This is a genomic window from Aeromonas sp. s10 (assembly GCF_040907975.1).
In the GTDB taxonomy this organism is placed as follows: domain Bacteria; phylum Pseudomonadota; class Gammaproteobacteria; order Enterobacterales; family Aeromonadaceae; genus Aeromonas; species Aeromonas caviae.
Genome location: NZ_JBFOCV010000038.1, coordinates 98,352 through 111,921, shown reverse-complemented (window position 1 = coordinate 111,921; position 13,570 = coordinate 98,352). Strand labels below are relative to the sequence as shown.

The following is a 13,570-nucleotide window of genomic DNA, read 5'->3' as shown; positions in this document are numbered from 1 at the left end:
TGCGCCTTTCCCCTGACAGGGAAGAGACACCCGACCACGCAGCAAGACAAAAATGGGGCCCTCGGCCCCATTATTCATCACGGCAGATCAGTTGCAGCTCGCCGCGCCCTGATCGACCCAGACAGCGGCCTTGCCGGGCTCATCGCCCTTGGTCCAGTACTGAGCCTTCCACTTGCGGCCGTTGTGGCTGGTGACATCACCGCCGTTGTAGACCACTCCGGCATCCCAACCCAGTTGCACCTGGCTCACCAGTTTCCACTGATCGGCGGTGCGGCTCGGCTCGTTGCCCTGGGTCCAATACTTGGCCTGCCACACCAGTTGCTTGTGGCTCACCTTGTCATTGGTGTTGTAGACGGTACCAGCACTCCAGGCAGGATGGTTGGCCGCATCCGGATCGCTGGCCTCGCAGCCACCACCTGTACTGGCCGGCTTGACGGTCAGGCGGGTAACGGCTGTGGCATCCAGCGCCCCGTCGGTGACCACCAGGGTCAGATCGTAGGCCGTGTCACTGGTCACGTTCGAGCCCGTGACCACCAGGGTCGCGCTGTCCAGACCGGTGGCGCTGAGCCCGGCCGGCACTGTCCACTGATAGCTCAGGGCATCACCATTGGGGTCGGAAGCGGTGGCCTTGATGCTCACCTGCTTGCCGGCCTCGACGGTCGCACTGGACGGTACGCTGACCACGGGGGGCAGGTTCGGCTGCGGCGCCTTGTTGGTGACCACCACCTGATCCTTGGCCGAGAGCCCCTGATCGTCGGTCACGGTCAGCTCGAACACCAGATTGATGTCGCTGCTGACGGCATCCAGTACCGCACGGGCCTTGGCCTGGGTGGCATCCAGCAGGCTGGCCTGGGGTCCGGAGACCTGTTTCCAGCTGTAGGTCAGCGCCCCGTTTTCCGGATCATGGGAGGCGCTGCCGTTGAGGGTCACCTCGGCCGGACCGGTGGCACTCAGATCGCTGCCGGCATTGGCAACCGGCGGCTTGTTGACCGGCGGCAGCGTACCCTCGCCGTGGCCCAGCCCCTCGTGCATGGCGTTGAGGATGTCGCCGTTGTCCGCATCAATTTCCCAGGCGAACAGACCGCCGAGCTGGTTCGCCAGCACGTACTGCCCCTTGGCCTTGACCGAGCGGTCGTTGTCGAAGGTAATGAGGTCGCCACTGCTGGCCTTGAAGACATAGGGGGCCTCGGCCGACTCGTCATAGCCCTGCTCCCAGCCTGCGCCCATGCGGTTGTTGACGATGTCACGGTAATCCACCACGCCATTTTCCCAGGTACCGCTCACCGGTCCGGTGGCGGTGCCGGTGAAGGGGTTGCCGGCCTGGTAGTTCTTCACTCCGGTCCAGCCACGGCCATACATGGCCGCCCCTACCACAATCTTGCCCGGTGTCACCCCCTGACCCAGCAGCGCCTTGACGCCCTTGTCGGTGGTGTACTTGGTGGCCGGATCCCAGCTGGAGGCAAAGAGGTTGGTCTGGTGGGCCAGATTCGTCAGGTCGAAGGCGCCGCTGAAGTCGTAGCTCATCAGGAAGATGTGGTCCATGTACTGCTGGGCCGCCTGATAATCCACCTTGGCAATCTTGTCACCGCCGGCGCTGATGGCCGAGGTCAGCTCATACTGGCGGCCGGTCTCGGCTTCCAGTTCATCGAGCATGGCTCGCAACTCCTTCATCAGCACCACATAGGTAGCGCCGTCATTCGGGCCGCCCAGGCTGGGGTTGGCCCCCTGTCCGCCCGGGAACTCCCAGTCGATGTCCACGCCGTCGAAGAATTTCCAGGTCTGCAGGAACTCTTTGACCGAGGCGACGAAGGTATCGCGCTTGGTCTTGTCACCCAGGAAATAGAAGGGATCGGAGAGGGTCCATCCGCCGACAGACGGCAGGATCTTGAGGTCCGGGTGGGCCTGTTTGAGGGCCATCAGGTTACCGAAGTTGCCCTTGTAGGGCTCATCCCAGGCGCTGAGGTTGCCCTGGGACATCTGGATCGCCGCCCAGGGATCATGGATGGAGACCTTGAAGTCTTCGCGGCCCGCACAGGAGCGCTGCAACGCCTCGAAGCTGCCGGAGATCTCTTTGAGGCTGTCGTTGATGCCGTTGCCACCGCAGATGGGGGTGAAGCCGTAGAGGATATGGGTCAGGTTCTGGGCCGGGATCTTGTCCACGGTGAACTTGCGACCATAGACCCCCCACTCCACGTAGTAGGCCCCCACCACCTTGCCGGACTTGTTGGCGTAGGGCTTGTTGTTCTCCTTGAGGGGCGCATTGAGCGGCGCCAGGTGGCTGCCGTCGGTATCGGCGACCATCAGCTCCTTCTTGTCGGAGAGGGTGCAGCCATCGGCGTTGCACAGGGCCACCTGCATCTGGTAACGCCCCCCCTTGGTGACCTTGAAGTTGGCAGTACCCGCGGCGGAGGCCGGGCCTGACCACACCTCCTTGCCGTCGAGCAGTACCTTGGCGGTCTGTCCGACGTCACCGGACCAGAGGTTCCAGGTCACGCTGACGGGAGCGCCATCCTTGTGGACGGTCACCAGCTGGTTGTAGGCCGAAGCGGCCTGATTGACTTCAACGATGGCAAACTTGGTGGGGCCGGAGCCAATGGTGGGTTTGCCCGGGGCAGCGGCGAAGGCGGAGGTAGTGCAAAGCCCCCCGACCAGAAGCGCCAGCAGGGAAAGTTTTGGACTTAACATATTTGAACTTCCTTATTTCGTTATTGGAATTAACAACGAAAAAGGCAACGCAACCTGCCAGGTAACGCAGACAACATCGCAACCATGGCTTGGCCCATGGACGATACAACCTGTGGTGGCCCCGCTATCCTAGGTACGCAGACCCTTAGACCGGAAGCTTTGCGTCCCGGACTTTCATCCGGTTTGCCTTTTTGCACAACTTGATTTGCGACAAAAATAATCGCCGAATGACTATAGAGGAGAGTCGCCCGGGTGCCACCTGCCAAAAGTGACACCCAACAAGACTCAATTATCACCAAACTCGGCAAATGGCGACGAAAGAGGCGCCATCATCGGCGATCATGGCACCTGGATGGCATCCAGAAAATGTTCAGCCAATGCTCGATTCTGTGAGACCAGTCACTGAACCGGCATCAGCAGGCTGTTCATCAGGGCGCGCAGCTTGAGAGGTTTGACCGGTTTGCTCACGTAGCCGAAGCCGTGCTCACGGATCTGTGCCTGCAACTCGCTCTTGCGATCCGCACTGATGATGATGCCGCCGATACCGTTGCCGTGGGCCAGCCTGATCATGTGCAGCGCCTGCAACCCGGTCTTGCCGTCATCCAGGTGATAATCCGACAGCACCAGCGCAGGCAGGAAGCCGCCGTCGATGATCTCTTCCGCCTGCTCCAGGCTCTGGACACAGCGCACCTCGCAGCCCCAGCGTCCCAACAGCGAGGCCATGGCGATGAGGATATCCTCCTCGTTGTCGATGCAGAGGATCCTGACCCCTTCCAGCTGACTGTCTCGCAGGGCCGGGGTCGTCACCTGGCTGGGGATGACGGGCCGGGTCGCGAGGTTCAGGGTGATGGCAAAGACGGACCCCGCTCCGGGCCAGCTGCGCAGGGAGAGCTGATGACCCAGCACCAGCGAGATGCCGCGGGCGATGGCGAGCCCGAGGCCAAGCCCCTGCTCCCTGGCGGTGCGGGAGTGATCGAGGCGGGAAAACTCGTCGAAGATCGCCTCCTGCTTGCCCTCCGGGATGCCGGGGCCGTTGTCCCACACCTCGATGCGCACCTTATCCCCCATGCGGCGACAGCCGAGCAGCACCCGACCGCCGGGGTTGTAGCGAAATGCGTTGGTGAGGAAGTTCTGCAACACCCGCCGCAGCAAGCGCACATCGCTGTAGACCGCAAGGCGGCTCTCCACCACGGAGAACTGGATCCCCCCGGCCTGGGCCAGCACGCCGAATTCCGCCTTGAGATTGTCCAGCACATCGCTCAGGGCGAAATCGAGCTTCTTCGCCTTGAACTTGCCCGCCTCGAGGCGCGAGATGTCCAGCAGATCCGTGATGAGATCCTCGGTCGCCCCCAGGGCGTCGTCGATGTGGCGAGCGATGCGGGCCGGTTCGTCCTCCGGGGGCAGCATTTCCAGCAAGGAGGAGGTGAAGAGCTTGGCCGCGTTCAGTGGCTGGGTCAGGTCGTGGCTCACCGCCGCAAGGAACCGGCTCTTGGACTGGTTGGCCCGCTCCACCTGCTGGTTTACCAGCAGAAGTTGGCGGTTGAGTTCGGAGAGCTCGTGGGTGCGCTCGGCCACCCGCGCCTCCAGGTGCTCGTTCGCTTCCCGCAGCACCCGCTCCGCCGCCCTGAACGGGGTGATGTCGGTGAAGGTCATTACAAAGCCCCCCGCAGGCATGGGGTTGCCCTGCATCTCGATGACCCGGCCATCGGGACGCTCCCGCGCCGAGACATGGGGGCTGCCACGCTTCATGAAGGCAACCCGCCGCGCCACCTGGGCCTCGATGTCTCCCTGGCCGCACAGCCCCTGTCCGGCGTTGTAGCGGATGATCTCCTCGATGGAACGGCCCACCTGAATGAGACCGGGGGGATAGGAGAACAGCTCGATGTAGCGTCGGTTCCAGGCCACCAGCCTGAGCTCCCTGTCCACCACGGAGATCCCCTGCCCCATGTGTTCGATTGCCCCCTGCAACAGGCCGCGGTTGAAGCGGAACATGTCGGAGGCCTCGTCCACTATGGTGGCGATCTCCTCGAGCTGCATGTTGCGTCCCTGCAGGGCGGAGGCCAGCACCAGGCGGGCGGACGAGGTACCGAATACCCCCGCCAGCAGTCGCTCCGTGTGGGCGATGAGCTCGGCGGAGGCCTGCATCTGGGGCGCCAGGGTGCCTCCCCGCTCGCCGGCGAAGCGACCGAAGGCCCGCTTGACGCGGCTGGAACCGACGAAGCGGGCCGCCAGCATCTCCAGCTCCTTCACCGAGACCCGCGCCTGATAGAGCGCCGAGGTATCCCGGCTCGTCTTGCCGACGAAGTTGGCTGCCTGCAGCCGCTCGCTCACCGCCGCCCGTGACAGCAGGGAGCCCGCCACATAGCCGGCGAGGTTGAGTAGAAGACTCAGGAAGAGGCACCAGGCCCCCAGGCTCAGATCCCGCACCGCCGGCCAGTCTGGGGGCGCCAGCAGGGCTTCGAGGGGGGAGCCAGCCAGCAGTCCGCTCTCCGCCAGCAGGGTCACGAACCAGAGGCTGACCCCGAGGGCGAGCCCGAGATAGACGCCCTTGCGATTGCCATGACGCCAGTACAGGCCGAGCAGCAGGGCTGGCGCGAACTGGGCCACGGCCCCGAACGAAAGATAACCGATGCGCGACAGACTGGTGAGATCCCCGAGCCAGAGATAGAGCGCCCAGGCCGCCAGCAAAATCAGCAAGATGGCGCCCCGACGCACCTGCAGCAGCAACCGCATCAGGCGCTCGTCCCGCCCCTGTTGCCAGACCCGGCGCAGCAGGACCGGCAACACCAGATCGTTGCTCACCATGATGGCCAGGGCGATGGTGCAGACGATCACCATGCCGGTGGCCGCCGAGGTACCGCCGAGAAATGCCAGCATCGCCATGCCGTCGAATCCGAGGGACATAGGGAGGCTTATCACATAGGTGTCCGAGGCCATGTCTGCCCCGACCCACTGCTTGCCTGCCAGCGCCAGCGGCCAGATGAAGAGCCCCATCAGGAAGAGATAGAGGGGGAAGATCCAGCGGGCCCAGTGCAGATCCTGCCCCTGGTTGTTCTCCACCACGGTCACGTGAAACTGGCGCGGCAGGCAGATGACGGCGCACATGGCGATCAGGGTGTAGATGGCGAGCTCCAGCAGACTGCCCGGCGTCACCGCCACCACCGCATCGAGGAAGTCGCCCGCCACCAGGGTCCGCGCCTCGCTCGGTCTGGCGATGATGAGCCAGAGCGCAAAGCCCCCCACCGCCATGAAGGCGAGCAGCTTGACAACGGACTCGAAGGCGATGGCCACCACCATGCCCCTGTGGTGCTCGGTGGCATCCAGGTTGCGGGTGCCGAACAGAATGCTGAACAGGGCCAGCAGCAGGGTGACCCCCAGCGCCAGCTCCGCCATGTTGCTGGTGGGGCTGACCCCCGTGCTGTTGGCCATCAGCAGATCGAGCCCGGTGACGATCGCCTTGAGCTGCAGCACCAGATAGGGAAGTATCCCCATGACGGCGATGAGGCTGATCACCATGGCCAGGCGCTGGGACTTGCCATAACGGGCGGCAATGAAATCGGCGATGGAAGTGATGTGCTCACGCTTGGCCACCAGGATGAGGCGGGCCAGCAAGCGCCAGCCAAACAGGAACACCAGCATGGGGCCCAGGTAGATGGGCACTGGCGACCAGGGGGATTCGCTGGCCTGGCCCACTGTGCCGAAGAAGGTCCAGGAGGTGCAATAGACCGCCAGCGACAGGCTGTAGAGCAGAGGCTGCCCCTTGGGGCGACGGCGCTTGTTCTTGTCCGCCACATAGGCGATGAGGAACAGCAAGCCCAGATAGGCGAGCGACAACCCGATCAGCAGCCATCCTTGGTGCATCTCTCTACTTCCCTTTTCCAGATAAGTCGGAGGCCTGCCGCGCCAGAGACCGGCAGACCAGTGTCATCGGCCCTGTTCAGAGCTCTCTTCGCGCAGCCGCAACACAAAGACCGGCAGCACTACCAGCACCATGATAAAGAAGATGCCGCCCCCCAGCGGCTCGAACAGCACGCCGCAGATCGCCATCAGGGCCGCCACCGTCATGCCAAGGCCCAGGGCCGCATAGAGCGCCTGGGTGGGGATCTGCTGCTCCGCGGGCAACTGGCGGGTCATGAAGCGGATGGCGCCGAGGTGACTGACGCAGAAGGTGACCCCGTGCAGCAGCTGGCCGAGCACCAGCACCGCCAGGTCGGTAGAACTGCCGAGCAGCACCCAGCGCACCACGCAGCCAAGGGCCCCCACCAGAAACAGGGTCTGGGCGCCGAAGCGCTGGAGGAAGCGCTTGTCCGCGGCGAACATGGCGATCTCCGCCACCACTCCCAGAGCCCAGAGATACCCGATCAGGGTGCCGCTGTAGCCGGCGCTCTTCCAGTAGATGGCGCTGAAACCGTAGTAGGCCGCGTGGCTCCCCTGCAGCAGGGCGGTGATGAGCAGGAAGCGGCGCACCGGGGCCGACCTGAGCGTGACGAGCAGCGAGGCCTTGGCCCGCTCCCCTTGCAGCTCCCGGGGGGCGGGTCGCAGCGGCAGCAGGCTGAGCCCCAGCATGATCAGCAGCCCGGCCACCATGGTGTGCAGCACCCAGTCGCTGCCAAAGTTGCCCACCAGGGCCCCCACCAGGGTGGAGGCGACGATAAAAGCAAAGGAGCCGCACAGCCGCACCTTGCCGTAGTCGAGGTGGGTCTGAACCACCATGCGGGTGGCAAGCGCCTCTCCCATGGGCATCAGGGTCGGGTAGATGAAGTTGGCCGCGAGGGTCAGCACCACCAGCCACCAGAGGCTGTGGCCCAGATAGAAACCGAGGAAGGCCAGCAGACTCAGCAGACAGAGCAGCCGGGTGACGGGCAGCAACTGGCCGGCCCCCTTGACTCGCCCCATCACCATCAGGTTGCCGGCAAAGCGGATGGCCATGCCCACCCCCAGCAACAGCCCTATCTGTTCAGTACTCACCCCGATGCCTTCCAGCCAGAGCGACCAGAACGGCAGATAGGCGCCATAAACGAAGTAGAAGGCGCCAAAAAACAGGGCTAACCAGGAGAACGCGGGCATAGAGGCTCGGGCTGCATGACAAGGGGCACAAATGATAACCGATTTCGGGACGGGGATCCCCAGGCGGCATGACAGATAAAAACGATAAATATCAATAAAGTTGAACCTTTGTCACATCCCCCTGTCTATTGGGTAACACCGCTTCCTGATGAGTGTTGCAATCCTTCCACCCGCCCCTGGCGGGTTTCTTTTTTGCAGACGCCGACCTTCATGACAAAAGGGGCCCGAGGGCCCCTTTTCCTTCATGCTGGTCGACGACCATCAGAACACGTACTTGACCCGTGCACTGAGGTTGCGGCCAGGCTCGGTCTGCTTGCTGGTATCCGCGGTGGCGGCAAGGCCGGTGATGCTCTCGTAGCTCACGTACTCCTTGTCAAACAGGTTGAACACCCCCACGTTGAGCTGCAGGTCCTGCACCGGCTTGAACTGGGCATAGAGATCCACCACTCCCCAGCCTGCGCTCTTGATGTTGTCGTTGCCTCGCGCATCCTTGCCCACCTTGTCCATGTCGTCGGCAAAGCGCAATGCGGTGTTGATGTTCCAGTTCGGCTGCTCCAGACGCACCCCGACGCTGCCGTTCAGGGGGCTCAGGCTGTTGATGTAGTTGCCCTCGCCATCCTTGCCCTCGATGTAGGCCAGGTTGCCCCAGACGTTGACCAGCTCGTTCAACCAGTAGTCCGCCTTGGCCTCGGCCCCCTTGGTGGTCGCCTTGTCCAGGTTCTGGTACTGATAGAGGGCGGTACGGCCTTCGGTGCCCACGGCCGTCAGCTCGATGAAGTCGTCGAACTTGTTGTAGAAGGTGGCCACCTCATAGCTGAACCCGCCACGGCTGCCGCGCACCCCCAGATCGATGCCGTCGCTGCTCTCTGGCTTGAGGTTCGGGTTGGGCTCGATGCGATAGCCATACGCCTGGTGGTTCAGGGTGGAGAAGGCGTTGTCATACATGGGCGCCTTGAAGCCGTGGCTGTACTGGGCGAACAGGTTCGCCGCCTCGTGCGCCTTGAACACCAGCCCCAGCTTGGGAGAGAACTCCCCTTCGGAGATCTTCTTCATGTTCTCGCCCGTGTAGGCGGGATCCTCGTCCGGGGTCATCTTGTAGTAGTCGTAACGCACGCCCGGGGTCAGCACCCAACGCTCGCCGAACTTGATCTCGTCAAAGGCCCAGAGCGCACTGCGCTCGCTGGTGGTGGAGGGGAAGCTCAGCTCGTTGTAGCCGACGAAGTCACCCGGAACGGTCGGCCCCTTGAAGCGGGTGCGCTCGTTGTCGGTATGCTCGTATTCCAGGCCCCAGGCCAGACGCTGGCTGGCGAGCGCCTTGTTGAACTTCACCTGGGCGCCCAGGCTCTCCTGCTCGAAACCGTTGTGATCCAGGGAGTTCTTGGTCACATAGGGGTTGCCCGGCATGACCGGATACTTGGACGAAGCGTACTGATCCAGGGTCTGCTTGGCGCGGCTGTAGTAGATCTTGCTGTCCACGCGATCCGCCCAGGGGGCGTTCAGGGCGAGCCCATGATCCAGTACCAGGGAGAGGTTGTCGGTCTCCTTGTCGGTAATGGGCTGGTTGAAGACGGAGCCCGCCTTGGTCAGATCGATGGCATCCGGATCCTGCCCCTCGGTGAAGTAATCCACCGTCAGTTTCAGGAACTGATCATCGGAGAGATTCCACTTGCTCTTGAACAGCACGGCCTGGCTGACGATGTCGAACTCGTTCTTGTCGCCGTCATAATTCTGGGTGACACCGCCATCGCGCCAGGTGTAGCGCAGCAGGTTCTCGACTTCCCCGGTGCGCAGCGCCCCCGTGATGCCGGCCATTCTCTGGTGGCTGCTGGAGGCATAACCCGTGGTCGCATCCAGATAGCTGTCGCGGCCCTTGAGGAAGTCGCCTGCATCCTTGGTGGTGATGGCAATGACGCCTCCCAGAGCATCGGAACCGTAAGCGGCGGAGGCCGGCCCTTTGGCCACTTCCACCTGCTTGATCATGTCGGTGTCGAAGTAGGTCTGACCCACGCCGCCGTTCTTGTAGGCATCGTTCTGGCGCACACCGTCCTGCACCACCTTGACCCGGTTTTCGCTCATGCCGCGAATGGTGAAGGTCTGGGCATCTCCTGCTCCTCCCTGCACGCTCACCCCGGGCTCATAGCGGAACAGATCGGCGACGTTGCTGACGACCTGCTCTTCAATCTGCTCCGAGGTAATGACAGCGATGGGACCGGAAACATCTTCCAGCTTCTGTTCCATCCGTGAGCCGCTGACGACCATGACTTCATTGGCTTTCTTGTCTGCGGCGAAAGCGGGGGAGATCAGCCCGGCCGCCACGGCGAGGGCTATCAGGGAGGGGGTGTTGTTGTGCGCCACTGCAAAGTCCTTATTGAGAATTATTATCAAACGGAAGGCATATTACCCCGCCATAGACAAAGATCAATAATAAAGTTAATCATTCTCATTTCACTTTATCATCATTCCCCCTTACACTGGCGCCACTTTTTGCTCGCCATGCCGCCATCCCATGGTGCAGCCTTTTCCCATCCCCTGTTTCTTGAGTGAGTAACCATGATCCGACGACTCCCCCTGCTCGCCCTGCCCCTGCTGCTGGCCGCCTGCGCCACCACGTCGCAGAACACCCCACCCGAGACCCTCTATCACGCACGGCTCGATACGGCCCAGGGGCAGGCGCTGACCTTCGAGCAGGCGGTGGCGCGGGTGGCGGATGCCGACATCGTGCTGGTGGGGGAGCTTCACACTCACCCGGCCATCCATCTGTTGCAGGCACGTCTGCTGGCGGGGCTTGACGAGATGTCGCAAGCCGATGGCCGGGCCCTGGTACTCTCCATGGAGCAGTTCAGCCGCGTCGATCAGCCGGTGCTGGATGCCTACCTGGCCGGACGCATCGGCGAATCGGCCCTCATTCGAGATGGCCATGCCTGGCCCAACTACCAGAGTGATTACCGCCCTCTGGTGGAGTTCGCCAAGGCGCAGCACCTGCCAGTGATTGCCGCCAATGCCCCCAAACCTCTGGTGAGCTGCGTCGGTCAGGAGGGACCGGCCTGGCTCGACAAGCTGCCGGCCAATCGCCGCAGCCAGCTTGCCCGCGAGCTGACTCTGGGGGATGACGGCTACCGCCAGAAGTTCATGGCCTCCATGCACCATGGGGATGCGGACGGCAACGCCCGTCGCTTCGCCGCCCAGACCAGCTGGGACGACACCATGGCCGAAAGCATGGTGGATTATCTGGGCAAGCATCCCGGCAGGCGCATCATGCATATCGCAGGCAACTTCCACGTGGAGGGGGGACTCGGGATCGCCAGTCGCATCGCCAGCCGCAATCCGGCACTCAAGGTGGCACTCATCGTGCCGCAAACCGGTGACGAGACAGCCCCCGGGAGAGACGCCGATGTCAGGGTCCGCATCGCTCCCCTGCCGGAACGCTGGCTAAATGCAAAGGAAATGAAGCAAGATATGGGCGCACTGCATCAATCCCGAAGCCGTGACTGCAGCCAATGGTTGCAACCCTCAAAATAGCCCAAGGATTTCATATGGATGTGTTACTCGTCATCGACATGCAACAGGGGTTGTTCGATAACCCCCGCCATCAGGATGCCCAGGTCATCGCCAACATCAATCGTCTGGCCGATCGCGTGCGGGGCCAACACGGACGGGTCATCTATGTGCAACACGACGAACCGGGTTCCGAGCTGGAACCTGGCAGTGCGGGCTGGCAACTGCACGCCGATCTGGCCCCGTCTCCCCACGACAGCCGGGTGCGCAAGACCGCCTGTGACAGCTTCCTCGACACCGAGCTCGGCTTCCTGCTGGCAGAGCAGTCGGTAGACAGACTGCTTATCTGCGGCTGTGCCACCGACTTTTGCGTCGATACCACGTTGCGCAGCGCCGCCGCCAGGGGCTTTGACGCCTTTGCGGTGACCGACGCCCATACCACGGCGGACAGGCCGCACCTGAGTGCGGAGCAGATCATCCAGCACCACCACTTCATGTGGCGGCATCTGAGCCTGCCTCAAGGCAGAAGCGTGACCCTGCTCACGACTGATGAGCTGCTGGCCACCATTTAACCCGAGCGGGCGTGTTAAGCTGCCCGTCCTGATGTGAACACCCGATTGGAGTCTTGTGTGCGTCTACTCTCTGCCGTTGCCCTCACACTGCTGTTACCGGCGCTCACCGCCTGCTCCGGATTGCCGGGGGCAGCCCCCGATGGCCCGGCCCCCCTGTTCCACACCCATATCAGCGACGACGGGAGCAAGCGCTTCACCTTCGAGGCCGCCCCTCTCGACGTCCTGCCAACCCGGTTGCAGGAGGGAGATGACAACCGGCTGAGCCGCCGCGACAAGAGCCTGCTGGAACGCCGGGAAGCCCTGCAGGACGAGCAGCTCACCCAGATGCTGGCCACGCGCAAGTATTGCCGAAGCGGCTATATCGTCCTCAGCCAGACCTCCTGGAAGATCCGCGGGGAATGCAACGAAAGCGCCACCCAGGCCGATCGCGATGCCTTCCCCAACCTGGCAGGCTGGCAGGAGTAACCCGGGACATAACAACAAAACGGGCAGCCCAGGCTGCCCGTTTCTCATCTCGCTGATTGTCCCCTCAAACGGGTTCATCCGCCGGGCTGGTCAGCTCGGCGCCATTGTCGATGCGTTTGTGCCCTTCCACCAGGTGAACGAAGTCCACCAGCTCGTCGCCGGAGACACGGAACGCCTGACCGAATCCTTTGACGAACAGCCCCTGCTCGGGCTTGAGCCTAAACAGCACGAAGTCCTTGAGGTTGGAGAGCCCTTTGACTATCTCGCCGAAGCGCCCTTCCAGCGCCGCAACGGCCTTCTCCCAGCGTGCGTCGTCGCGCGCCACCACCTCGGCGACCGCATCGAAGGTCAGACGCTTGCGGGCAAACAGCTCGCGGGCCCCGGTTTCGTCCTCGATCAGCATCAGCGATACCTTGGGCACCTGTTGCAGGTTGCGGGCGTGGCGAGCTATCTCGGAGATGAGCACATAATATCCATCTTCCTGCAGCACGAAGGGGGCATAGCTGGCATTGGGGTTGCCTTCGCCATCCACAGTGGCGAGCTGCAGGGTACGGCAACCGTCGCGGAACTCGCGGATCTCCGGTTGCAGGCGGTTTTGCAGGCGCTCCTGACGTTCACTCATGCTTTCACTTCCTCTTGATACTGACGGCGCAGGGCCATGAAACGCTCCACCTGCTCAGGCAGCAGTTGACGCTGCTCGTCCCGGCCCAGGTAGATCTTGAAAATGCAGCGGCCACTGTGGCCGAAGAACTGGAAGGAGTGCCCTTCCTTGCCCATGAAGAGCTTGCTGACCAGGGCGATGCCCGCCACGTTGTCGAGCTTGAGGTGGCCGTGCAGTTCGCCGTCCCGCCCCATCAGGTTGTAGTAGCCGCGCGCGTTCTTGCCCTTGGGGAAGGGAGCCTTCACCTCGAAGATGGAGCCATTGGATTCGACGATGGTGGTCACCTGACCCCAGCTGGACAGGTCCGCCAGCAGGGCTTCGGCCTCCCCGGCCGGCACTTGCGTCATCAGGGCGGCAGGCAGATGGCGGACCACCTCCCACTCGCTGACGGCCAGCTCGGTGGCGAGGGTGGACGGGTGGGCGCTGGGGTCTTGCTCCAGCAGCGCCTGAATGCGTTGTGCAATGCTCATCGGTTCTCCCTGGATGATCTGGCGATGGTGCTCGGTGTCGCGGCGGATACTGTAATAAAGCGCCCCAAGTAACGCAATTGATAATCGCTTTCATTCTCAGTGCATTTTGATGGACGACTTGATATTCTCGGCGGCAACCCTATTTCATTCACCCT

The 13,570-nt window shown here is 62.8% G+C and carries 9 protein-coding genes and 1 riboswitch; of the genes, 3 read left to right on the top strand and 6 right to left on the bottom strand.

Annotation, left to right across the window (positions count from 1 at the left end):
• Nucleotides 1-87: 87 nt before the first annotated feature.
• The 4 genes from AB5Y59_RS13600 to AB5Y59_RS13585 form a co-directional block, all read right to left on the bottom strand.
• Entirely contained in the window at nt 88-2,685 is a 2,598-nt protein-coding gene (locus tag AB5Y59_RS13600) for a glycosyl hydrolase family 18 protein (protein ID WP_323950985.1), read from the bottom strand.
• Between the two features lie 111 nt (nt 2,686-2,796).
• Nucleotides 2,797-2,883, bottom strand: a riboswitch (cyclic di-GMP riboswitch).
• A gap of 201 nt (nt 2,884-3,084) precedes the next feature.
• On the bottom strand, nt 3,085-6,546 hold the full coding sequence (locus AB5Y59_RS13595; protein ID WP_368212139.1) for a NahK/ErcS family hybrid sensor histidine kinase/response regulator: 3,462 nt from the start codon (nt 6,544-6,546) through the stop codon (nt 3,085-3,087).
• A 63-nt stretch (nt 6,547-6,609) separates the two neighbouring features.
• Nucleotides 6,610-7,752, bottom strand: coding sequence for a 3-phenylpropionate MFS transporter (locus AB5Y59_RS13590; RefSeq protein ID WP_182935860.1), 1,143 nt, complete (start codon nt 7,750-7,752; stop codon nt 6,610-6,612).
• Nucleotides 7,753-8,013: 261 nt separating this feature from the next.
• Nucleotides 8,014-10,107 carry a TonB-dependent hemoglobin/transferrin/lactoferrin family receptor gene (locus tag AB5Y59_RS13585; RefSeq protein ID WP_113069751.1) on the bottom strand — a complete coding sequence of 698 codons (2,094 nt, stop codon included), beginning with the start codon at nt 10,105-10,107 and terminating at the stop codon, nt 8,014-8,016.
• 195 nt (nt 10,108-10,302) lie between these two features.
• On the opposite strand from AB5Y59_RS13585, the gene AB5Y59_RS13580 reads away from it, so the two are divergent.
• Genes AB5Y59_RS13580 through AB5Y59_RS13570 form a run of 3 tightly spaced genes read left to right on the top strand, consistent with a single transcriptional unit; the run spans nt 10,303 to nt 12,284 of the window.
• Nucleotides 10,303-11,271 (top strand): ChaN family lipoprotein, encoded by a 969-nt coding sequence (locus AB5Y59_RS13580; RefSeq protein WP_368212137.1) that lies wholly within the window; start codon nt 10,303-10,305, stop codon nt 11,269-11,271.
• A 14-nt stretch (nt 11,272-11,285) separates the two neighbouring features.
• The gene (locus tag AB5Y59_RS13575; protein WP_052815191.1) at nt 11,286-11,819 is read left to right on the top strand and encodes a cysteine hydrolase family protein; all 534 of its coding nucleotides are present in this window, start codon (nt 11,286-11,288) and stop codon (nt 11,817-11,819) included.
• Nucleotides 11,820-11,876: 57 nt separating this feature from the next.
• Nucleotides 11,877-12,284, top strand: a complete 408-nt coding sequence (locus AB5Y59_RS13570) for a hypothetical protein (RefSeq protein ID WP_201896623.1) — start codon at nt 11,877-11,879, stop codon at nt 12,282-12,284.
• A 64-nt stretch (nt 12,285-12,348) separates the two neighbouring features.
• Here the strand turns inward: AB5Y59_RS13570 and hutZ are convergent, their stop codons facing one another.
• Together hutZ and hutX are read right to left on the bottom strand one after the other, a co-directional pair.
• Nucleotides 12,349-12,906, bottom strand: coding sequence for a heme utilization protein HutZ (gene hutZ / locus AB5Y59_RS13565; RefSeq protein ID WP_010673228.1), 558 nt, complete (start codon nt 12,904-12,906; stop codon nt 12,349-12,351).
• A complete protein-coding gene (hutX, locus tag AB5Y59_RS13560) occupies nt 12,903-13,415 on the bottom strand; it encodes a heme utilization cystosolic carrier protein HutX (RefSeq protein WP_368212135.1) in 513 nt (170 codons plus the stop codon). Before hutX ends, hutZ begins: the two co-directional genes overlap by 4 nt.
• Nucleotides 13,416-13,570 lie beyond the last annotated feature (155 nt).

Excerpts from the sequence above, each read along its gene's own strand:
- AB5Y59_RS13595 (WP_368212139.1), bottom strand. The coding sequence starts at position 6,546 with ATGCACCAAGGATGGCTGCTGATCGGGTTGTCGCTCGCCTATCTGGGC.
- hutX (WP_368212135.1), bottom strand. The coding sequence starts at position 13,415 with ATGAGCATTGCACAACGCATTCAGGCGCTGCTGGAGCAAGACCCCAGC.
- AB5Y59_RS13590 (WP_182935860.1), bottom strand. The coding sequence starts at position 7,752 with ATGCCCGCGTTCTCCTGGTTAGCCCTGTTTTTTGGCGCCTTCTACTTC.
- AB5Y59_RS13600 (WP_323950985.1), bottom strand. The coding sequence starts at position 2,685 with ATGTTAAGTCCAAAACTTTCCCTGCTGGCGCTTCTGGTCGGGGGGCTT.
- hutZ (WP_010673228.1), bottom strand. The coding sequence starts at position 12,906 with ATGAGTGAACGTCAGGAGCGCCTGCAAAACCGCCTGCAACCGGAGATC.
- AB5Y59_RS13580 (WP_368212137.1), top strand. The coding sequence starts at position 10,303 with ATGATCCGACGACTCCCCCTGCTCGCCCTGCCCCTGCTGCTGGCCGCC.
- AB5Y59_RS13575 (WP_052815191.1), top strand. The coding sequence starts at position 11,286 with ATGGATGTGTTACTCGTCATCGACATGCAACAGGGGTTGTTCGATAAC.